Annotated in this window: 24 protein-coding genes, 6 tRNA genes, 3 riboswitches and 1 other annotated feature; of the genes, 4 read left to right on the top strand and 26 right to left on the bottom strand. The window is 49.0% G+C overall.

Annotated features, from left to right (window positions below; translation table 11 throughout):
- Positions 1-114 precede the first annotated feature (114 nt).
- Together B3N34_RS06375 and B3N34_RS06370 are read left to right on the top strand one after the other, a co-directional pair.
- On the top strand, positions 115-591 hold the full coding sequence (locus B3N34_RS06375) for a ferritin family protein (RefSeq protein ID WP_213698355.1): 477 nt from the start codon (positions 115-117) through the stop codon (positions 589-591).
- A gap of 76 nt (positions 592-667) precedes the next feature.
- Positions 668-1207 (top strand): type 1 glutamine amidotransferase domain-containing protein, encoded by a 540-nt coding sequence (locus B3N34_RS06370; protein WP_286975905.1) that lies wholly within the window; start codon positions 668-670, stop codon positions 1205-1207.
- Positions 1208-1238: 31 nt separating this feature from the next.
- On the opposite strand, the gene B3N34_RS06365 is transcribed toward B3N34_RS06370, so the two are convergent.
- From B3N34_RS06365 to B3N34_RS06275, 19 genes are all read right to left on the bottom strand, one after another.
- Positions 1239-1391, bottom strand: coding sequence for a phosphomethylpyrimidine synthase ThiC (locus tag B3N34_RS06365; protein ID WP_286975903.1), 153 nt, complete (start codon positions 1389-1391; stop codon positions 1239-1241).
- A gap of 55 nt (positions 1392-1446) precedes the next feature.
- A riboswitch (TPP riboswitch) is annotated at positions 1447-1543 on the bottom strand.
- A gap of 401 nt (positions 1544-1944) precedes the next feature.
- Positions 1945-2490, bottom strand: a complete 546-nt coding sequence (locus B3N34_RS06360) for a 2-oxoacid:acceptor oxidoreductase family protein (RefSeq protein WP_286975901.1) — start codon at positions 2488-2490, stop codon at positions 1945-1947.
- Positions 2491-2496: 6 nt separating this feature from the next.
- Positions 2497-3339 carry a thiamine pyrophosphate-dependent enzyme gene (locus B3N34_RS06355; protein WP_286975899.1) on the bottom strand — a complete coding sequence of 281 codons (843 nt, stop codon included), beginning with the start codon at positions 3337-3339 and terminating at the stop codon, positions 2497-2499.
- Positions 3336-4481 carry a 2-oxoacid:acceptor oxidoreductase subunit alpha gene (locus B3N34_RS06350; RefSeq protein WP_286975896.1) on the bottom strand — a complete coding sequence of 382 codons (1146 nt, stop codon included), beginning with the start codon at positions 4479-4481 and terminating at the stop codon, positions 3336-3338. Before B3N34_RS06350 ends, B3N34_RS06355 begins: the two co-directional genes overlap by 4 nt.
- Entirely contained in the window at positions 4459-4716 is a 258-nt protein-coding gene (locus B3N34_RS06345; RefSeq protein WP_286975894.1) for a 4Fe-4S dicluster domain-containing protein, read from the bottom strand. Before B3N34_RS06345 ends, B3N34_RS06350 begins: the two co-directional genes overlap by 23 nt.
- A gap of 65 nt (positions 4717-4781) precedes the next feature.
- On the bottom strand, positions 4782-5189 hold the full coding sequence (locus tag B3N34_RS06340; RefSeq protein WP_286975892.1) for a thioesterase family protein: 408 nt from the start codon (positions 5187-5189) through the stop codon (positions 4782-4784).
- A gap of 154 nt (positions 5190-5343) precedes the next feature.
- Positions 5344-6123, bottom strand: a complete 780-nt coding sequence (locus tag B3N34_RS06335; protein ID WP_286975890.1) for a sulfide-dependent adenosine diphosphate thiazole synthase — start codon at positions 6121-6123, stop codon at positions 5344-5346.
- A 99-nt stretch (positions 6124-6222) separates the two neighbouring features.
- Positions 6223-6320, bottom strand: a riboswitch (TPP riboswitch).
- Positions 6321-6445: 125 nt separating this feature from the next.
- Entirely contained in the window at positions 6446-6976 is a 531-nt protein-coding gene (rnhA, locus tag B3N34_RS06330; protein WP_286975888.1) for a ribonuclease HI, read from the bottom strand.
- Positions 6977-7135: 159 nt separating this feature from the next.
- Positions 7136-7211, bottom strand: a tRNA-Asn gene (locus B3N34_RS06325).
- A gap of 14 nt (positions 7212-7225) precedes the next feature.
- Positions 7226-7300 (bottom strand) — tRNA-Cys (locus B3N34_RS06320).
- Between the two features lie 8 nt (positions 7301-7308).
- A tRNA-Gly gene (locus B3N34_RS06315) sits at positions 7309-7383 on the bottom strand.
- Between the two features lie 62 nt (positions 7384-7445).
- Positions 7446-7521 (bottom strand) — tRNA-Phe (locus tag B3N34_RS06310).
- A gap of 21 nt (positions 7522-7542) precedes the next feature.
- Positions 7543-7619: transfer RNA gene (locus B3N34_RS06305), tRNA-Asp, on the bottom strand.
- Positions 7620-7635: 16 nt separating this feature from the next.
- Positions 7636-7710: transfer RNA gene (locus B3N34_RS06300), tRNA-Val, on the bottom strand.
- A 248-nt stretch (positions 7711-7958) separates the two neighbouring features.
- Positions 7959-9062, bottom strand: a complete 1104-nt coding sequence (gene metX, locus B3N34_RS06295) for a homoserine O-acetyltransferase MetX (RefSeq protein WP_286975885.1) — start codon at positions 9060-9062, stop codon at positions 7959-7961.
- Positions 9063-9086: 24 nt separating this feature from the next.
- Complete coding sequence (locus B3N34_RS06290) at positions 9087-10370, bottom strand: O-acetylhomoserine aminocarboxypropyltransferase/cysteine synthase family protein (protein WP_286975883.1); 1284 nt, start codon at positions 10368-10370, stop codon at positions 9087-9089.
- A 75-nt stretch (positions 10371-10445) separates the two neighbouring features.
- Positions 10446-10553: riboswitch (SAM riboswitch) on the bottom strand.
- 60 nt (positions 10554-10613) lie between these two features.
- Complete coding sequence (locus tag B3N34_RS06285) at positions 10614-11456, bottom strand: amidohydrolase family protein (RefSeq protein ID WP_286975881.1); 843 nt, start codon at positions 11454-11456, stop codon at positions 10614-10616.
- Entirely contained in the window at positions 11453-12376 is a 924-nt protein-coding gene (metF, locus tag B3N34_RS06280; protein ID WP_349679695.1) for a methylenetetrahydrofolate reductase [NAD(P)H], read from the bottom strand. The genes B3N34_RS06285 and metF overlap by 4 nt, the downstream gene beginning before the upstream one ends.
- A gap of 6 nt (positions 12377-12382) precedes the next feature.
- Complete coding sequence (locus tag B3N34_RS06275) at positions 12383-14791, bottom strand: homocysteine S-methyltransferase family protein (RefSeq protein ID WP_286975878.1); 2409 nt, start codon at positions 14789-14791, stop codon at positions 12383-12385.
- A 93-nt stretch (positions 14792-14884) separates the two neighbouring features.
- On the opposite strand from B3N34_RS06275, the gene B3N34_RS06270 reads away from it, so the two are divergent.
- Together B3N34_RS06270 and dcd are read left to right on the top strand one after the other, a co-directional pair.
- A complete protein-coding gene (locus B3N34_RS06270; RefSeq protein WP_286975876.1) occupies positions 14885-15763 on the top strand; it encodes a hypothetical protein in 879 nt (292 codons plus the stop codon).
- Between the two features lie 23 nt (positions 15764-15786).
- Positions 15787-16383: a dCTP deaminase gene (dcd, locus tag B3N34_RS06265; protein ID WP_286975873.1), complete on the top strand. Its 597-nt coding sequence runs from the start codon at positions 15787-15789 to the stop codon at positions 16381-16383.
- A gap of 1 nt (position 16384) precedes the next feature.
- Here the strand turns inward: dcd and nfi are convergent, their stop codons facing one another.
- From nfi to secE, 7 genes are all read right to left on the bottom strand, one after another.
- Entirely contained in the window at positions 16385-17062 is a 678-nt protein-coding gene (gene nfi, locus B3N34_RS06260) for a deoxyribonuclease V (RefSeq protein WP_286975907.1), read from the bottom strand.
- A 55-nt stretch (positions 17063-17117) separates the two neighbouring features.
- On the bottom strand, positions 17118-17501 hold the full coding sequence (gene rplL, locus B3N34_RS06255) for a 50S ribosomal protein L7/L12 (RefSeq protein ID WP_273002118.1): 384 nt from the start codon (positions 17499-17501) through the stop codon (positions 17118-17120).
- Positions 17502-17549: 48 nt separating this feature from the next.
- On the bottom strand, positions 17550-18083 hold the full coding sequence (rplJ, locus tag B3N34_RS06250) for a 50S ribosomal protein L10 (protein WP_286975870.1): 534 nt from the start codon (positions 18081-18083) through the stop codon (positions 17550-17552).
- Positions 18084-18097: 14 nt separating this feature from the next.
- Positions 18098-18242: a sequence feature (ribosomal protein L10 leader region), on the bottom strand.
- A 79-nt stretch (positions 18243-18321) separates the two neighbouring features.
- On the bottom strand, positions 18322-19032 hold the full coding sequence (gene rplA / locus B3N34_RS06245) for a 50S ribosomal protein L1 (protein ID WP_286975869.1): 711 nt from the start codon (positions 19030-19032) through the stop codon (positions 18322-18324).
- A gap of 52 nt (positions 19033-19084) precedes the next feature.
- A complete protein-coding gene (gene rplK, locus B3N34_RS06240) occupies positions 19085-19510 on the bottom strand; it encodes a 50S ribosomal protein L11 (protein ID WP_286975866.1) in 426 nt (141 codons plus the stop codon).
- Positions 19511-19542: 32 nt separating this feature from the next.
- The gene (gene nusG, locus B3N34_RS06235) at positions 19543-20085 is read right to left on the bottom strand and encodes a transcription termination/antitermination protein NusG (protein WP_286975863.1); all 543 of its coding nucleotides are present in this window, start codon (positions 20083-20085) and stop codon (positions 19543-19545) included.
- 132 nt (positions 20086-20217) lie between these two features.
- The gene (gene secE / locus B3N34_RS06230; RefSeq protein ID WP_009201744.1) at positions 20218-20400 is read right to left on the bottom strand and encodes a preprotein translocase subunit SecE; all 183 of its coding nucleotides are present in this window, start codon (positions 20398-20400) and stop codon (positions 20218-20220) included.
- Positions 20401-20655: the final 255 nt, after the last annotated feature.

Genomic DNA, 20655 nt, shown 5'->3' with positions numbered 1-20655 from the left:
CCTACAAAAACTTGACGCGGTCGACGTCCTCGCACCATTGATACAATACAAAGCGACGTGATATGATTAATATATTAGAATTATGTTAAATAATTTAAGGGAGGCGAGGAGAAAATGTCAGAAAGCAAATTCGATTTAAAAAGCGCACTTGCCTATGCAATTCATGCTGAGATTCAAGCAAACGAATTCTATAAAACATGGGCAGAAAATGCCAGGACGCCGGCCTTGAAAAAGGAAATATCGGAACTTGCCGACTGGGAAGATACGCACAAAAAGACTCTATCGAAATACTATCAGGAGTTGTTTGGCGAACCCTTTACTCCGGATCCAAATGTAACGGTTGACCCTGCCCTGCGCGTGCAGGCAGACGAATTCAAAGACTACTACTCCTTATTACGGCTAATATCTACGGCCTACCTTTCGGAGATGCGAGCAGCAGAATTTTACGAAAAACTGGTAGAGGAAGTGGATTCCCAAGAGACCAAGGCAATGTTCAATGACCTTGCTAAAATGGAAAGAGGCCATATGGATTTCGTAAAAAAACGCTACGACGAACTTAGGGGTGAATTGGAAGGAAGATTGATGCTATAGACACGCCAGGCCTTGCAAAAGTTTGGCAGATCAAATAAAATAAGTATTGCCAAACATTTGTCAGGAGGTGAAGCGTATGTCGAAACTCACGGGAAAACGTTTTCTCTTCTTCGTAGATGAAGAATACGAAGATCTGGAGCTTTGGTATCCCAAAATCAGATTGATAGAAGAAGGCGCCGAAGCAATAGTGGCGGGTCCTGAAAAGGGAAAGTTGTACAGGGGCAAACACGGTTATCCCTGTAAAAGCGATGTGTCTTTCGAGGAAGTCAACCCCGACGACTTCGACGGCATAGTCATACCAGGCGGATATGCCCCCGATAAAATCAGAAGATATAAAAAGGCTCTCGATATCGTAAGAAGGCTAAATGAGGCCGACAAAGTCGTGGCTTTCATCTGTCATGCCGGTTGGGTTCCCATTTCGGCCGGAATACTCAAAGGGAGGAAGGCCACGTCCGTCGGAGCGATAAAGGACGACATGGTGAACGCTGGCGTGAATTGGGTAGATGAGGCAGCAGTAGTGGACGGAAACCTCATAAGCAGCAGAACACCTGACGACCTTCCCCAGTTTTGCAGGGCCATCATCGAGAAAGCCTCACCGAGCGGCTGTTGTCGTTAAAATAAAAAAAGGGGCGTGAGCGCCCCTTTTTTTATTCCCTAAAGAACGCCCTTGCCGAATCAAGGTCGCCTCCCGTCGACAGATCCATGATGGAATCCGTACCAGCATCGAGGGTAACATTCAACTTACGACCTTCAAGCTCAAGGTCGCAACATTCGTCGCTGGTGCCCAAATTGGTGTTCACCTTGTCTGCGACTTTCCGCTATTTTTAACGGGAAGGGAAAGGACATCATAAAAGTTCTTCTTTTGTCCGCCATTCCCTCCGCCAGCATTACCTGGATCAAGTTCTAGGGGTTCTCTCTCAGCTCACGCACATGAGCGCCCCCTGGTTTTTACAAATATAACATATTTTCATAAAAAAATTTATGGAACAACGGGAAAAAATCGCTATAACCGCTTACATATTATTATAAGTTCATTATGCGACATCGATCAGTCCAAAAAACACGACTCTGCACACGTTTCTGGTACGGTCCAAAATAGGATATAAACTCTCATGATTTGGCACTAACCAAAGATATAGCTCCCCCTTAACATAAAAAGGAGTTTTAATCTAACGCACCAGAAACAAAAGTGTCGAAGAGGCATAACAGGGATAACAAAGGCATAATCAAAAGCAAAGTCAATGGATGTTGTCAAAGATGTCCAAGGGCTTATCGACACACAATGAACAAAGAGCTTATTACAGCAAGAACAATAGAGAAAGACAGCTTTCCCTGAAATGCCTCTTTATAAAGCTAACAGCTAGAAATTATCTCATTTCCAACATCAATGCCTTTTTGTAGAATCTTAGCGTTTATATCCCGTATTTTTGGCGAGAAAGCCTCGGCCAAGGTTCGAAACAACGCCTCAGTCGAAATCGCCTTCAAGCAGCTGGCAACTATTCCCAGAGAAAGCACGTTCGCGCTCCTGGAAGAACCCATTTCGATGGCGGTCTTCGTTATGGGAAATCCTACAAATCTCGAATCCAGCTCGTATTTTGACGCGTCAATCAAACCGGAATCGTAAACCACTTTGCAGTTTTTGTTTTCTATATCTAGATACCGAACCAGGGCTTCCTCGGCCAAAACGACGACGACATCGGGGCTTAAGGCATAAGGGAAGAGAATCTCCCCGTCAGAGATTACAACGTCCGTCTTTGTAAAGCCTCCCCTGGCCGATACTCCATAAGCCTGCGTCTGAGAGGCCTTCAGCCCAGAAGCCACGGCAGCCTCGCCAAGTAAAGTGCCGGCTAAAATCACTCCTTGACCACCGATTCCCGCAAAAATAACTTCGTATTTCATGGACGATCACTCGCTTTCAAGCTCGTTCCTTGCCCGAGACTGTATTTCCCTGTAGCGGGACAGGAAGGAATGTCCTTTTTTATCGGCAAATACTCCGGTGACGAACTTTTCCTTAAGGTTTTCTTCGGATAAGTCCTTTACGCGCTCTATGGGTATCGACTGTTCCTTCAGCCACTTCAGCATTTGCGGCGCTTTGGAGAGCTTGTTGTACCTTCCAAAATAGGTCGGACAGGGAGATATCACTTCCACCAGGGAAAAACCTTCGTGAGAAAGAGCCATTCCGATGTATTTTTCTATCATTGCCGCATGATAGACGGTCGTCCTGGCGACGAAGCTTGCTCCGGCCGTCTCCGAAAGACGACAAATATCGAGCGCCGGCTCAGGATCCCCGTACCAGGATGTCGACGTCCTGGAATAAAGCGGCGTAGTGCAGGAATATTGGCCACCCGTCATTCCGTAGTTAAGGTTATTGGCTACCAAGGCGACGACGTCTATGTTCCTGCGCGAAGAGTGAATCAAATGATTTCCTCCGATTGTCGCGCTATCGCCATCGCCCATCAAGGCTATGACCTTCATAGATGGATTTGCCACCTTTATGCCCGTTGCGACAGGCAAAGCCCTCCCGTGTGTAACGTGAACTGTATTGGCATAGAGATAATCATCGGCTTTACCCCAACAGCCGATCCCCGTAACTACAACGACATCTTTCGGAGCAATGCCGCCTTTTTCGAAGGCGTAAAGCATACTCTTCAAGATCACCCCGTAGCCGCAACCGGGACACCACTGATGGGGCAGGTTTTCTTCCCTCAAAAAGGCCTTCCAGCTGACTTCGCGCGATCTTTTGCTCATAGCGATACCACCTCGCCCAAGACTTGGATAATTTCCTTAGGCGTCAGGGGTTCACCGTCATAACGATTTGCCCCAAGGACTGGAATTTTGTCGGGAACGGCTTTTCGCACTTCACCGATTATCTGACCCATGTTCATCTCGGGAACAATTATCCCTCGCTTGCCCTTGGAAACTTCGCTTATGTATTCTGCAGGGAAAGGCCATACCGTCTGAAGCTGTAGTACGCCTACGCTCAGTCCTTCCTCTCTCGCCTCTATCGCAGCCTGCCTGGCCGCCCTGACGGCTCCGCCGAAACAGATCACCAGATATTCGCATTTCGTTACGTCAAATTCTCTGTACATTATGATATCATCTTTATTTTTCTCTATTTTGTCGTAAAGCCTCTTGATGAGTTTCCTAGCCTCCTGAGGAGAACTTGTGGGCAAGCCCTTCTCGTTATGGGTCGAGGAATGAAATCTGGTTAAATAATCGCTGCCCGGCGTGACCATGGGAGGCACCAGGTCGTCGTCGGCTTTGTACGGGAAATATTCTTCAAGCCCTTCAGGGGGTCTCTTTCTGTTCACGATCTCGACCTCATCCCTGGAACGGAGAACGCAGTTTTCGCGCAAGTGACCTACCGTTTCGTCGGCCATGAAAAGGACAGGGCATCTATACTTTTCAGCCATATTAAACGCTTGAACCATGAGATCGAAGCACTCCTGCACAGTGGCAGGAGAGAGGGCGATCACGGAGTGATCCCCATGGCGTCCCCAGCGGGCCTGCATGATGTCTGCCTGAGCTGGCCGGGTGGCCAATCCTGTGCTTGGGCCTGACCTTTGGACATTGACTATCACACAGGGAACCTCTGCCATGATGGCCAGGCCAATGTTTTCTTGCATCAAGGAAAAACCCGGGCCCGATGTGGCTGTAAAGGCCTTGGCCCCTCCAATGGATGCACCTATTATGGCGGCAATGCTTGCGATTTCATCTTCCATTTGAAGATAGCACCCTCCTATCTGAGGGAGCTTTCTGGATGCCCTTTCGGCCACCTCTGATGAAGGGGTTATGGGATATCCGGCAAAAAATGTCGCCCCCGCCAGGAGCGCACCCTCCACTATGGCCTCATTGCCCAACATGAATCTAACTTTTTTCTTCACTATCATGACACTCCTTCGGTATTACCTCAATGGCAAAGTCCGGACAGCGCAATTCGCAAGTTCCGCAACCTATGCATTCGTCAATCCTCTCCGGGATTGGATGTCCGAGCTCATCGCCTTCAAAGACTTTCTTGGGGCAAAATTCTATGCAAATTTCGCATCCCTTGCATCGTTCCCTTCTTATCCTAATTAAGAATTTCTTGCCCTCAGCTATTTCGATCTCACCTTCATGGGAATGCATACTTTACCCCCCCTCTCAGACATCGACGGATTTTATGACCAGACGATCAACAAAAGCATCCAGGTTTAGGCACTCATCCTTTCTTTGGCTTTTTCGAGCAATTTCGTGTAGTTTACTACCGCTCTGACATGCTTACCGTAACTGACAATCCCATTTTTATCGCTAATTTCAAAATCGAAGGTCAATCTGTTGCCGTCTATCTCCTTCAAGACAACTTTGTAAGAGACTTCGGCTCCCATCATAGTAGGCTCTTCATGAGTTATCTCGGTGTGATAGCCAACGGATATGAACCCCTGAGGCAGTGCCTGGTCAACCATTTCCGTAGCCATTCTAACGACCATATTTATACATGCAGAAGTAGATAAGAACTGTTCAAGGTAAAGCGACGAATTGCCGACGGTATCATCGACGGAAACAGTCTTCTTAATAGCCCTTTCCGAACCAAGGGAAACCAATTGAGAAATATCCAACATCTACAACACCTCCTGAACCGTTTATTTAGTCTCAATTTACCACAATATCACCTTTCTTCCAATTGATCAGACCGCCAGGGAAAAGATCGCGAGCAAGCCTTACGGGCCAATCAAATTCGCTCGCGACCAAAAAATTGAGGCGTAAGAAAATTTGCTAAATTTTACTTAAAATGTCCCTCGCGGCCTTCGCGCCCGAAAGCAGCATCCCTCCGAAGATGGGCCCCATCCTGGGACCTCCGAAGGTGGCGTTGGCTGCCATTCCGGCCACGTAAAGACCCGGGAATACCTCGCGGGTGTTTTCTATTGTCAACTTCTCTGCCCTGTCGGGCGACATGAACTTCTCGCCTTCAATGTTGCCGGTCGCTGTGAAAAGCCTGCCCGGCATCTTGCGCGCCACTACTCTTACCACTTCGGTGTCGTGTCCCGTGGCATCTATCACATATTTGCAATGAATCGACAGGGGATCAACGTGAAGACCTGCCATCTCCACGGCCGTCCAGTTTATCACGAGGCCCTGAATGCGGCCATCTTCATGCACCACGACGTCCTCTACACTAATGCCATTAAACACGATGGCCCCAGCTTTGACCGCTTTACTGGTAATTGTGCTTACCGCTTCCACAGAATCTGCAGTATAGTAACCCGCAACCCTATAAGGAGTAGTCCTCACATCGAGCTCGTCCAAAATTTTTCTGGCCTCTTCCTGTACGACTATTTCATTAAAAAGCATTCCGCCTCCCCACATGCCGCCGCCAACGCTTAGCTTGCGTTCGTAAATGACAACTCTTTTGCCGGCCCTGGCCAATTCGAGAGCTGCCACCAACCCAGAAGGACCTCCGCCAACTATGGCAACATCGAGCTCTAAACAATTCATCAGTTTCTTGAAGTACCCTTCAACTATGGCTTTTGTTATAACCAGCTCATCGAGCTTCACCTTTAAGCACCTCCCAATGATTTAATTTTCTATAATAAAATGCGAAAAAGCCGCCCCTGGGCGGCTTTTAAAGTTTACATCGAGATTTTCGGTTGATTTAAATTTTTAGGCTCGCCCTTCCTCCGCCAGCATTACCTGGGTCAGGTCTAGGGGTATGCTCTCAGCCCCGCCATCGCGAAGCACCCCCGGCGATATATTTTTTCCTGTATAAAATATAATATTACCTTCTCCCTAGTTAGTCAAACAAATCACATATTTTGAAAGGAGTTTAACCAAATGACATACTTCAAAACAATCATAAATCCGCTCTTCTTAAAATGGGTTATTGGCCGGCATTTTCGTAGCCCTGATCGATGGGGAGGTTTTCGCCTCTGGCAGCAGTCGTGGAAAGTTCGTCGCAACGTTCATTCTCCACATTTCCGTCATGTCCTCTGACCCAGAGAAATTCTACTTCATGTTTTTCGCATAAGCAGAGCAGCTGTTCCCACAAATCGACATTCAAAGCCCTTTCTTTTTTATTGCGCATCCATCCATTGGCCTTCCACCGCTTCACCCACCCCTTATTCATGGCGTCGGCGAGGTACCTTGAATCAGTATAAAGCTTGACCTTACACCTGCACTTTAGGGCGCTCAATCCCGCTATAGCTGCATATATCTCCATCCTGTTGTTCGTCGTAAGCCTGAATCCTCCCGATATTTCCTTTCTGTGGTCGTTGTAAAGCAAGACTACACCATATCCTCCAGGGCCGGGATTGCCTGAACAGGCACCGTCGGTGTAAATGGTCACCTCTTTCAATTCCTCTCTCTTTTCCTTTTCTTCGAAAGTCATCTTCTCCCGCCTTTCGCATTTCATAATCAGAAGGGCCTTCCACTAAAAAAACGAAACAAAGTCTACGATTCCGTTTAGTTTCATTTAGTCAGATCCATAGGGCAAATATGCAAATATCCCCCGCGAATTCTATTGGCGGGGGATATTCTATAAAATATACGCCCTCTTCGGACTTAATCTCTATGGCTCCGGCGGCAGGACTCGAACCTGCAACCTAGTGGTTAACAGCCACCCGCTCTGCCGGTTGAGCTACGCCGGAGTATGCTTTTTATCTGGAGGCGGCACCCGGATTCGAACCGGGGTATAAGGGATTTGCAGTCCCCTGCCTTACCACTTGGCTATGCCGCCGAGATCTCTGGAGCGGAAGACGGGATTTGAACCCGCGGCCCCCACCTTGGCAAGGTGGTGCTCTACCCCTGAGCTACTTCCGCATTCTCTTACCTTACCTCTTGCTCTTGCCTTCGATTCTTTCTTTAGCAATTCTTTCTTTCAATGGTGGCGAGACCCAGAATCGAACTGGGGACACGCGGATTTTCAGTCCGCTGCTCTACCTACTGAGCTATCTCGCCTCTCGCCACCTGGTCAAAATATGGCGGGGCTGACGGGACTTGAACCCGCGGCCTCTGACGTGACAGGCCAGCGCTCTAACCGGCTGAGCTACAGCCCCGCATATTGCTGCCTCATGGTGGGCGGAATAGGGTTCGAACCTATGACCCCCTGCGTGTAAGGCAGGTGCTCTTCCGCTGAGCTATCCGCCCTCAGCGCGTATTAGTATAACCGTGACCCGGCAATTCTGTCAATCTCAATGAGACCGCATTTTTTAAAAAGACCAACCAATTGAAAATAATCTCGTAACGTGAACTACCCCTTCCCTACAAAAAGGGCTTCCTGCTTCATGGTAACCCTAACAGACCAGCTCCACAGGGGTAACTTTCCGTGGTTCCCATGGTAGGGAAGCATTAGGTCGCTTCCAGAGCCAACGCCTTCTTCAGAATGAGCACTGTTTTTAGTACATCATAGTCCTCTTCCAAAAACCCCGCAAAATGTCGTCCAGTTGATCCAAGTCTATAAGAAAGGCGTCATGCCCGTTATCGCTTTCTATTTCGTCGTAAAAGGCTTCGGCACCGGCTTCCCTGGCTTCGGAGACTATCCCTTCAACCTGCCAATTGGGAAAGAGAAGATCGCTCGATATGCCCACGGCCAAAAGCTGGCCGCCAATCATTGAAAGTGCTTTCTTAACCCCTCCCCTTCCCTCTCCTATATCGTGCAAATCCATAGCCCTGGTCAAGTATAGATAGCAATTTGCATCAAACCTTTGCACCAACTTTTCGCCATGATGGTGAATATAGGTTTCGATCTTGAATTTGCCGTCCCAATCCCAGGGAGCGCCGAAGGCCAGCTCCCTCATGTATCTTTTGACAAAAGTTTCCTCGCTCCTGTAGGTGATCATGGCCAACATCCTCGCGATGGCGAGTCCTCGTTCCGGAGGAGCCGAATCGTAATAATCTCCTCCTCGCCATTGGGGGTCTGCCATTATCGCCTGGCGCTGAACCTCGTTGAATGCAATCGCCTGAGGATACGTAAAGGCGGGAGCTGCTATCACTACTGAACGTTTTACGACTTCGGGAAACATCACGGCCCACTCCAAAGCTTGCATCCCGCCCAAAGAACCTCCGATCACACATTCGAGTTTCTCGATGCCAATGATCTTTAAGGCTTCATGCTGCGCTCTCACCATATCCCTGACGGAGAATACAGGAAAACGCATACCGTAGGGACGCCCGTCGTCATCGCAAGGGCTCAAGGGCGAAGCGCTCCCGTAGGGGCTCCCCAAGACGTTGAAGCAAAGAACGCAGAACCTCTCTGTATCGATGGCCTTGCCAGGGCCAACCAAAGGATCCCACCACGCCTCAGGCAATCCGGGGACGTCAGGGCCAGCGACATGATGACTTCCGGTAAGGGCATGGCATACCAGTACCACTCCTCTGGCATCTAAAGACCCGTACACGGCATAGGCCTGCCTGACCTTTTTTAATACCCTGCCGGACTCCAGATGAAGCTCTGGTATCTCGACCATTCCAATGGTTTCTTCCAGGAACTTACTTACCACGGACAGTTTACCCGCCTTCTTTTTTTAAATTGAACTTAAGGCACGATCGAGGTCGTCGATAATGTCCTCTACATCCTCAAGCCCTATGCTCAATCGCACCAATCCGTCCTCTATTCCCGCCTTTTCCAGCTCATCTCTGCTTAGTTGGCTGTGGGTGGTTGATGCAGGATGAATGGCCATGCTCCGGGCATCCCCTATGTTCGCTATGATCGAAAAGAGGTTCAAGCTGTTCAGAAACTTCCTCCCCGCCTCAATCCCTCCCTTCAAGCAGAAAGCTATCATGCCGCCATATCCCTCTCGGAAGTACTTCTTCGCCCTCTGGTGATGGGGGTGGCTCTCCAAGCCGGGATAGGATACCCAAGCTACTTCCTCGCGTTCTTCCAGGAATCTGGCAACGGCAAGGGCGTTTTCACTGTGCTTTTTCATCCTGAGAGATAAGGTGCCGATGCTCATCCAAAGAAGATAGGCATCGAAGGGGGACATGCACCCTCCAATATCCCTCAGAGCGCAGGCACGCAACTTGGTCGCCAGTGCTTTTGTACCGAAGGCCTCGGAAAACACAACCCCGTGATATGCCTCCTCCGGCTCGGTAAATTCCGGCCATTTCTTCGTACTTCCCCAATTAACGTTACCACCGTCTACAACTACTCCTCCTATGATGTTGCCAAAACCGCTGAGATATTTAGTAGCCGAATGGACCACTACATTTGCGCCCCATTCCACCGGCCGACAGAGGGCAGGAGACATGAAAGTATTGTCCACTATCAGCAAGGCTTCGTTATCTCTCGCTATGACAGCAAGCTCCTCAAGGGGAGCTACGTTCAGGCTTGGATTTCCCACTGTCTCGGTTATTATGCAACGAGTTTTCGGAGATACAGCTCTTGCCACTTCCTCCGGATCGTCCGTATCAACGACACTTACTTCCACGCCGAATTTAGAAAAGATATTCGAAAGCAAAGTCAAAGTCCCGCCATATACCTTGCGTCCCAATACGACGTGGTCGTCCTTTTTGCAGATTAAAGAAAGCAATTGATTGAAGGCCGCCTGCCCCGACGAAGTGGCAACGGCAGCCGAACCGCTTTCAAGGTCTGCAATTACCTCTTCAAAAGCTGCAACCGTAGGGTTTCCTATTCGAGAATATATGAAACCTTCTTTTTTCAGCTCGAACAGAGACGCAGCCTCCTCGGCGGAATCAAACTTGTATCCCGCCGTCAAATATATGGGAAGTCCAAAGGATCCCGTGCTCGGATCATGATCCCACCCCGAATGAAGCGCCCTGGTCGAAAATCCTTTTAAATCTTTTTCCAACTGATTGGCCTCCTTTGGTAAAGTTTAATTAAAAAGCCTTCTCCCTTAAGAGGGAAGAAGGCTTTTTGCTCGTCCCTCTCATCACTCAACCTTTCGGTTGCAGGTTTTGGCACCACGCTCCCCAAAGGGTAAGCAGGTTGCCGGGCTTCGCAGGGCCAGTCCCTCCGCCGCTCTGGATAAGAGTTCCAAAATATTTTATCAATATTTACGCGTTGCCTAATGATACCATTTTTCCGTCAATTTTCAATCGGAGGCTGCAAATTTTTCAAAGTTGCAGCCAAAGATGGACTTTAAAAAGTCGTCACTCATATCAAGTTGGGCTAAAAGCCTCTTATATCGCTCTAATGAAAGAATGGGATAATCGCTCCCATAAAGGAACTTTCCGGCCAATCCCGCCGCTTCAATGGCTTTAAAAATAGTCGGGCCATAAAGAAAGGGAGCAGCTGCCGTATCATAATATGCGTTTTTTAGGGCAAGCTTCATCTCGGGCATCATCTCGTAAATCCAAAACCCGCCGCCGAGGTGTGCAAAGATCACTTTTACTTCAGGGTGATTGAGACAAAAGGCAGCCGCTTCCTTAGGACCCACATTACCCTTTCCGGGGTAATCATGGCCGACGGGCTCCGCGGTATGAATCATCACAAACATGTTCAACTCGTGGCACGCAGCAGCAAGCCTCCACGTTTCCCTGGGATCGGTGATGTCGAAATCCTGCCCTTGAGGAAAGATCTCGCCCACCCCTATCAGCCCTTCCTCCCTGCATCTTTCTATCTCTTTTACGGCGCCTTTAGCTAGTGGGGGCACCACCGCCATTCCCTTAAAACGGTCGGGGTGCTCTTTCACTGCTTGGATTACGTAATCGTTGCAGAGCTTGCATAAAGCCAGATCGCCGAAGGAAAAGCCGAATATAAGGCTTTGGGCGATGCCATCGGCATCCATTTGAGCAATCACGTCGTCCGCAGTTGCCCATCTGTGCACCTTACCTCTGGCGAGCATTCCGAAGTAGGGCTCACTTTCAGCGATCCTCTCCCAATCGCGTATGACCTCCGGAGGATATACGTGGACATGACAATCAACGATCCTCACAAAAGAGCCTCCTCATTATTTTTGTCATTTACGAACCCCTCTCGCAGGGTTTCTATGTTAGAGGTTATTTTTCTTGCAACACGTGCCTTATTCATCGTATATAAATGTATCCCTCTCACTCCAGAGGCTATCAGATCCACTATCTGGTCCGTCGCATAGGCAATGCCTGCTTCTTCCAGTGAACGAGGATCGTCGGCGTACCTGTGAAGAATCCTGACGAACTTCTTCGGCAGCGAGGCACCGCAAAGGGTTACTATCCTTTCGATTTGATTTTTGTTCACCACTGGCATAATTCCTGCCGATATGGGCACTTCTATGCCCGCAATGCTCGTCCGCTCAATAAAGCGATAAAAGAGCTCATTGTCGAAAAAAAGTTGAGTTACCAAAAAATCCACGCCGGCATCAACTTTTTGCTTCAAATAATGCAGGTCCTTGATCGGATCATCGCACTCTATGTGCCCTTCCGGATAGGCGGCCCCGCCAATCGCTATCTTCTCTCCGTACCTCTCTCGTAAAAATTTAACCAAATCGATAGCATGACTAAAGTCTCCTCCAACAAACGAGCTTACGGCTTCCTGCGGAGGATCCCCTCTTAAGGCTAAAATGTTATGAACACCACTCTCTAGGAGAAGATCAACCACCTCCACCACCTCATCCCCCGTAGAGCCGATGCAGGTCAAATGGGCTAGAGATTCGATGTCGTAGACGTTTTTAACGTCTATGGCTATCTGCGGTGACCTATCCCGCGTTGACCCGCCTGCGCCGTAAGTTACGCTTATAAAGTCGGGCGACAGACCTTTGAGGTCATCCAAAGTGCTGTAAATCCTATCCAGAGGCGTGGTAGGCTTTGGAGGAAAAATCTCGAAAGAAAATACGAACTTCTTCCTCTCAAAAATATCTTTGATTTTCAATTTATGCATACCCCCTTATCGACCAAGCAGTTTTTCGACCAGACGAACGGCGCTCAAGGCATCGGGTGCATAACCGTCTGCGCCTATATGGTCGGCATAGTTTTGCGAAACCGCCGCTCCGCCTATTATAACTTTGACCGACAGATTTTCTTCTTTAATTTTCCTTGTTACCCTCTCCATTTCACCCATCGTCGTGGTCATGAGGGCCGACAACCCTACTATTTGGGCTTCTCCCTTCCTTGCCTCTTCGAGTATCTTCTCCAGCGCCACGTCTTTGCCAAGATCTATAACTCTATATCCGTGGCTTTTCAAAACCATGGATACTATATTTTTTCCTATGTCATGAATATCGCCCGCCACCGTGGCCATTAGGATGCATCCTCGGTCTTTCAGGGTTTCTCCTCTGCTTAATACGGCTTGCTCCACGAGATCGCACACGCCTTGAGCCGCCTCGGCAGAAGAAATGAGTTGGGGCAAGAAGTAGTCGCCACATTCGTACAATCTGCCCACCTCCCCCAAAGCGGGTAGGACAACATCATTTATCAGAGCCAAAGGCTCTCCTCCCTCGCTCAAAAACCTCCTGGCAACGACTAAAACGCCCCCTTTGTCGCCCTGTACGATCATGCCCTTCATCTCTTCTATCGGGCTCGAGGCGCTTTCCTTCTTCACAGGGGAAGAGGTGTCTTTTTCCTCTGACTTTAAAGACCTCGCCCAAGTTATATAGCCTGATGCCCCTTTATCCCGTCCGACCAAAAGATTGCAAGCCATCATCAGGGAAGCGAAGCTTTCGTCCAACGGGTTTGCTATCACCGAATCCAATCCGGCGCCTGCTGCCATGGTGAGAAAAGCATTGTTCAAAAGAGGCCTGTTGGGCAAACCGTGCGATACGTTGCTGACGCCCATTATGGTAAAAAGGTCAAGCTTTTTAAACGCCCTGAGTGCCTCTAGCGTGACAACTCCGGCTCTCACATCTGCGGCCACTGACATGGTAAGAGGATCTACGAACAGTCTCGATTTCGAAAAACCCATCTCGTCGGCAAGAGCGCAAACCTTTTCTACGGCCTTTATTCTCCCTTCCACCGTCTCCGATATACCATCCTCGTCTATGGCAAGCACGACCAGGCAAGCGCCGTACCTCTTTGCAAGTTCTATGCCCTTAATTAACTTTTCCCTTTCGGCGGTCACGGAATTTATCAAGGGAATTCCTGCAACGTGAATTAACCCCTCCTCAAGGACGTCAGCTTCGTCGGCATCAATGGAGATGGGGAGGGTACAGGCGCTTTCTACGGCCTCGACCGCCTCTCGGATCGCCCTTTTTCTGTCGATGCCGGGCAGACTGATATTGACGTCTATCACCTGGGATCCTGAACTGCTTTGTCTTCTCGCCTCCTCAGAGAGGGCATCCCACTTGTACTGAGCCACCTCATCCCTTATGGGCGACTTTCTCGATACGTTTATCCTTTCGCCTACGACGACTATGGGTTCACCGGCTCCCACAAAAACCAACCTGCTCCTGCTTGCCAGGGCCGCTTTTTCGACCTTCCGGGGACGTAGGGGTTTTTCTTGCGAAGCAACGCCTTTCAAATGAGCTATATGTTCAGGGGTTGTGCCGCAGCAACCGCCTACGACGGAAGCTCCTGCCCCAATTAATTCGCGCACTTCCTCGGCAAATTCCCTTGGATCGAAGTCCTCCTTTCCGGGGGTACCCGCGTTCGGATAGGCAAAGATTGGGATTCCTGCATTAAGGTAGAGTTTTTTGACTATTTCTCTTGCGAGATCCGGCCCAAAGCCGCAGTTAACTCCCACAGCACAGGCTCCTATCATCCTTGCCCAGTGGGCAACCACCTCCGGCGGGCTTCCCGTTATGGTACGCCCATTGCGTTCAAAGGTGAAGGAAACCACGAAAGGAATATGGGCCGCCACATCTTTAATGGCCAATACAGCAGCCTTCGCCTCTTTTATGTCCATCTGCGTTTCGATCAGAAAAAAGTCCACTCCGCCGTCTCTCAACCCGATAGCCTGCTCCCTGTAGGATTCGTAGGCCTCTTCGAAACTTAAGTTTCCAAGGGGCCTTATAAGTTCGCCCAAGGGACCCATGGAACCCGCCACATAGGCGTCCCATCCTTCTGCGGCTCGTCTGGCAATGCGCGCAGCCTCTTCGTTTATCCGCCGTGCCTTTTCGCCCATCCCCCTATAGCTCAGCTTTATCGGGCTCGAACCAAAGGAGTTGGTCTCAACAACGGAAGCGCCGGATCTGAGGTACTCTTTGTGGATATCGAGCACAACATCGGGGGCGGTCAGATTCATCTCCTCCGGCAACATTGGCGGCCGCCACCCCTTCTCGGAGAGCATAGTGCCCATTCCGCCATCCAGCACCAATACCCTATCGAGGGAGGCAATCGAATCAACAAATTTCAGCGGCAAGTCAAAATCACACCTTTCCCTGCTATGATATATTGTCACAAATATATACACTATAATGAGATGTATTCTACTCAAAGGGAGGGAAAATTTCACGTGAAATATCCAAATTTCAAAAACGACACTCGATGGCACATCTTTTACACCATGAAAAAACTCAAGACCGCACTTGAAAAACCTTCGACGCAGCCAAGGGGCAGGGAAATACTTGAAATAATAGATCGCAACTTAAGAGGGCTGAATACCAACGAAGCCACTACTTTCCCTATCGAAGGTCTATCGAAAGCACTATCTATTATAGATAAGATCATTTTGGGCATAAATTTTGGAGCGCCAGAATGGCCTAATAAACTCCTGGACCTGTACGGTCCTCCCGTTAAATGTTACGTCATGCCTTTTATAGAGGAAGATTTCCCCTTAAGCGACATACAGAAGTTCTTCCCCAATTGGGAACAACCCTGTGAATGGTACTTACTGCCCTTTGACGTAGAGGAACAGGATTCCCCCTTAAACCTTCAGTTTTTGTCCGAACATCTGGATAGAGCGTGGGCCATGTATGAAAACAGGGCCTATAACTGTTTTGCTCTTATCTTCTCACCTGCCCTTTCGCTTTTGACGTCCAGCTATGAGAGGTTCGCCTGGAAAGACCTAGAGGCTTTCGATTGGCCGGAGAAGATAAAAGAATGGTTTGCCCTTTTATCCCATTACTCTGCCGAAAATGCCGTCTCATCCCATGTATGGGATTGGGAATGGGATGAGATAGTCTATGCCACATCCTTGTTCCTCGACAATATTCCCCCCTGTCAAAACAAGGAAAAAGCACTGGACATAAAAAACATCCTCATCGCCGGTTCCATCGTGGCCTCCTACAAAGTTTACAGCGGGGCCTCGCTCGAGGAATTAACTTCCCTGGAAAGGCTGATCGCCTTTGCATGCGACGGCAGTCTGTTCTTATCGCGATATCAAATGTCTTGAATTTCGAAGGAGGGCGACGATACATGGCGAACGTGCTTGGTTCAAATGAAATCAAAAACATGTTGGATAGGGGCGATTTGGTCGTTACACCTTTGTTGGATTTAAATCGCCAGATCGGAAGAGCATCGCTCGATGTAAGGCTCGGGCAGGACTTCGTGCTCTTTAGAAAGGGTCAGATTCCGGTGATGGACGTAAAAAGAGCTTTCGACAACACAGCTTGGGTAGATTATTACGATCATATAAGGACTGATTATGGCCAGCCCTTTATATTGCATCCCGGCCAATTCGTTCTGAGCTCGACCTTGGAATTCCTTCGATTGCCTCGAAATGTCATGGCTTATGTCATAGGCAGGTCTTCCTGGGGAAGGGCTGGTCTCGTAATTGCTACGGCAACCTTCGTCGATCCAGGATTTCAAGGAGTTATAACTTTAGAGCTGGTCAACGAAGGAGAGGTGCCTCTTTCCCTGTATCCCGGAACGAGGATAGCTCAGCTCGTTTTTCACAGGCTGGACGGCGAAGTGCAAGCATACAAGGGCAAGTACGCCTTTGACACCAAGGCCACGGCCAGCAAGGCCTATGAGGACGAAGAAGTGCTGAGGCTCACTCGAAAGGGAGATTAGATTAATTGGAATGGACCTTGGCAGTTACCAACTGATGGGCCAGGCGGGTGGGCTCAGGCAAGCGATAACGACTGCAACACGCTAAAACCAAATTAGCAGATTGCAATAATGATACTTTATGGCCAGGACTCACATAGAGGGGTCGAACGTCACTTCTCGTTCGCAGGACATGTCCGATAACTTCGCCATTCTGTCGCAGCGGCACCCACGACCCCTTTGTCCGTGGCACAGGCAGGTGGCTTCCTATCAAACGACTTTTGGCAACTCCAATAGCAGGCAAGCCCAAGACTACGCCGAAATGAGCAGCTATGCCCAATCTTCTGGGGTGTGCGATTCCGGCTCCGTCTATCATCCACAGGTCTGCCTTCAGTGATAATTTGTCGAAAGCCTTTATTGCAATAGGCAGTTCCCTGAAGGAAAGCAAGCCCGGTATGTAGGGAAAGTTGATGCTTTCTTCGACGTAAACAGCTTCCACTGTCTCGCCGGTGAGACGATCCCATATAAGGGCTACGGCACATCCCTCTTTTGCTCCCCTGCCCTTGTAGGCTACATCTATGCCGCCTATTAGCCTAACCTTCTCTATATCGCAATAATCTTCAGTTATCACGAAGCTGCATATTTTCTTCTGTAATTCGATAGCCTCTTTTGGGTCTCGGGGGAATTCAAACAAATCCTTCACTCCTAAATAAAAGTGCGAGATGTCTTTGGCGTCATCTCGCACTTTAGCTTCTCAGTTACTTTACTTCTACTTCTGCGCCGGCCTCTTCCAGTTTCTTCTTGATCTCTTCGGCTTCCTCCTTGGAAACGCCTTCCTTTACTGGCTTTGGTGCGCCGTCTACCAAATCCTTGGCCTCCTTGAGGCCCAGGCTGGTGATTTCACGAACTACTTTTATGACGTTTATCTTGTTCGCTCCTACGGATTTGAGAATTACGTCGAACTCCGTCTTCTCTTCCTCTTCGGCAGCAGCGCCGGCTCCGCCGGCAGCAGGAGCAGCAGCCATCATTGCAACAGGAGCTGCAGCGGATACTCCAAATCGATCCTCAAGGGCTTTCACCAATTCTGAAAGTTCTAGAACAGTCATCTCCTCTATTGCCTTTATGATTTCTTCTTTCGTCATTTCTCGATTCCTCCCTTTTAAATTTTAACGGTTGTGCCAAAAATGTCTTTAAGCTGCTTCTTTCTCCTTTGCCTTTGCGATCTGATCTAAACAGGTCACCAAACCTCGGATGTTTCCGGACAACACTGTGACAAGTCCTCTTATCGGGGCTTCCATAGTGCCCAAAACCTGAGCCAACAGTATATCCCTCGATGGCAAGGTGGCCAAAACGCTGACATCTTCCGGACCTAAGAGCCTTTGTCCAAGCAAAGCTCCCTTTATTTTCAAGGCCTCGCTCTTGGTCGTTTTAATGTAATCCGTTAAGGTCTTAGCTACTTCTACCGGATCTCCATAGGCAATCGTGAAAACGTTAGGGCCGGAGAGCATCTCTTCGGGTACCGGCAATCCGACTTCCTTCAGGGCCAGGCTGAAAAGAGTGTTTTTCGCTATCCTCATCAAACCCTGGGCTTCTCTGATCTTCGCCCTGATTTGTCCTATCTGCTCCACCGTTAGCCCCTTGTACTCACAGAAAAATACCGCCTGAGATCCCTGAAGCAATCCGGTCAACTCTTGTAACTCCTGAACGTTCGCCTTTGAAGGCATTCCTTCACCTCCTTTTTTAAAAAAAATAAGGCTCCTGGGCGTTCCCCAGGAGCCTTATCATCATGACATAGCGACGATCTCCTGGACCTCGGCAGGCCGGCCTCTTCTGGCCGATTAAGGTAATCCACCCGCTGTCTTAAGCCCAATAGCACAACATATTATACTTACACTACCGATGCATATCAAGCAGACTTTTAAAAATCTATCTTCAAGGGCGGCCAAGCCACCCTTAGCAAACCTATTCTTCTACCAACTCCTTTTGAGCTCTTGCAGGATCGACCTTGATCCCAACGCCCATAGTTGGAGCTATGGTAATACTTCGTACGTACTGTCCCTTAACGGCAGCGGGGCGGGCACGGAGCACTGCACGCAAAAGCGTCCTAGCATTATCGAATAACATGTCGAGCGTAAAGCTCATCTTGCCGATTCCCACATGAATGATTCCGTACCTGTCGACACGGAACTCTATTCGTCCTGCCTTGATTTCCCTAACAGCTTCGCCCACATCGAAGGTAACGGTCCCCGTCTTGGCGCTTGGCATCAAACCGCGAGGGCCCAGAGTTCGTCCGAGACGACCCACTACGCGCATCATGTCGGGCGTAGCGATAACTGCATCGAAATCCAACCATCCACCTTCGATCTTCTGAACCATGTCCTCCCCGCCGACAAAATCGGCACCGGCTTCTTCGGCTTCCTTAATCTTCTCTCCTGATGCTATGACGAGCACTCTCTTCTCCTGACCGGTCCCATGGGGCAAGCTTACCGTACCCCTAACTTGCTGATCGGCATGACGGGGGTCTACGCCCAAACGTATGTGCACCTCGACAGTCTCATCGAACTTAGCCCTTGGGAATTCCGCCAAAAGCTCGAGCGCCTCTCTAAGGCCATAAAGTTTTATCTTATCGACCTTCTCCAACATTGCTAAATAACGTTTCGATCGTTTTGCCATATCGCATTCCTCCCTGTGGTCAATAGCGGGTCTCCCCTGCCACTAATATCCCCTAACCTACCACTTCTATGCCCATAGACCGGGCCGTTCCCTCGATCATGCGCATAGCTGCCTCGATGTCGTTGGCATTCAAATCCTGCATCTTGGTCTTGGCTATTTCCCTTATCTGTTCCCTCGTGACCTTGCCGACCTTGTTCCTGTTCGGTTCGCCCGAACCCTTCTCGACCCCGGCAGCCTTCTTGAGCAGTATACTGGCTGGCGGCGTTTTAAGTTCGAAGGTAAAGCTTCTGTCGGCATAAACGGTCAGCACGACAGGAATTATCATGCCTGCATTGTCTGCGGTCTTTGCGTTGAACTGTTTGCAAAATTCCATAATATTTACGCCGTGCTGGCCAAGGGCCGGACCCACTGGCGGTGCTGGAGTGGCCTTACCCGCCGGTAACTGCAGCTTTATCTGTGCTACCACCTTTTTTGCCATTTAAATTCCCTCCTATGCGACCTTCGTTGCTTTTATATTTTGGTCAAATCATTGTAATCGGCCTCGACAATAGTCTCGCGACCGAAAAGCGTGACCGAAAATTTGACCTTTCCCTTCTCCGGAATGACCTCGACAACCGTACCAGCCTGCCCTTCAAAGGGCCCGCTCTTCACGCGAATCACGTCTCCCGGCTTGAGATCGATTTCCACTTTCGGCTTCATTTGTTCCCTGCCAATCTTGGCGAATACATCCTGTATCTCTCTATCGGATAAAGGTATCGGGTTATTTCCGGCTCCAACAAAACCCGTAACGCCCGGCGTATGTCTCACTACATACCAAGATTGGTCGTCAAGGATCATCTCCACGAGGATATAGCCGGGAAATACTTTTCTCTTTACTTTCTTCTGTTTCCCGTCCTTGACATATACTCTCTCTTCCATCGGCACAAGCACTCTAAATATTTTATCCTCCATGCCCATGGTAGCTATACGCTGTTCAAGATTGGCTTTGACCTTGTTTTCATATCCTGCATATGTTTGGATAACATACCACCGACGCTCGTTTTTGTCACTCATCACCGAAAAGGGGGCCGTTTGGGCCCCCTCACCCCCCTAATGCTCTATTTTTATGATACAAGGGCTCTTTAATGTCGTTCCCTTAGAGATCCTTCAAAAATTCTACGGCAGTTAATGACTCCTCGAAAAACACTACCCTACAACTTTTGAGAAAACTGCAGTAAATATCAGATCCAAAACGCCTAAATAGGCCGAGACCAACAGGGTAACACCTATAACCAGCAGCGTAGATATCCAAACTTGCTTTCTGTTTGGCCACGTAACCCTCCTAAGCTCTGCCCGCGCTTCTCTCAAAAAATTCATAACCTTCCCCAAATTCTTTTCCTCCTGCTATATGAGGTAAGAAAACGAAAAGCTCTATAAATGCGGAACCCCAATCCTATCCCTAATATAGAACCTACCTGTAAACCAAATAAAATTCAATACAACAGACTCATGAAAACCCCATTGAACAGATACACCGGTCAGCAACCAACATAAGACATATTGGTACTTGCCGAAGTATATTATCATGCACATATTTTATAAGTCAAGCGAATCGGCTTCGTGGACCGCGTCAAGTTTTTGTAG

This window comes from Acetomicrobium sp. UBA5826, assembly GCF_002433005.1.
In the GTDB taxonomy this organism is placed as follows: domain Bacteria; phylum Synergistota; class Synergistia; order Synergistales; family Acetomicrobiaceae; genus Acetomicrobium.
This window is presented reverse-complemented; position numbering and strand designations above follow the sequence as displayed.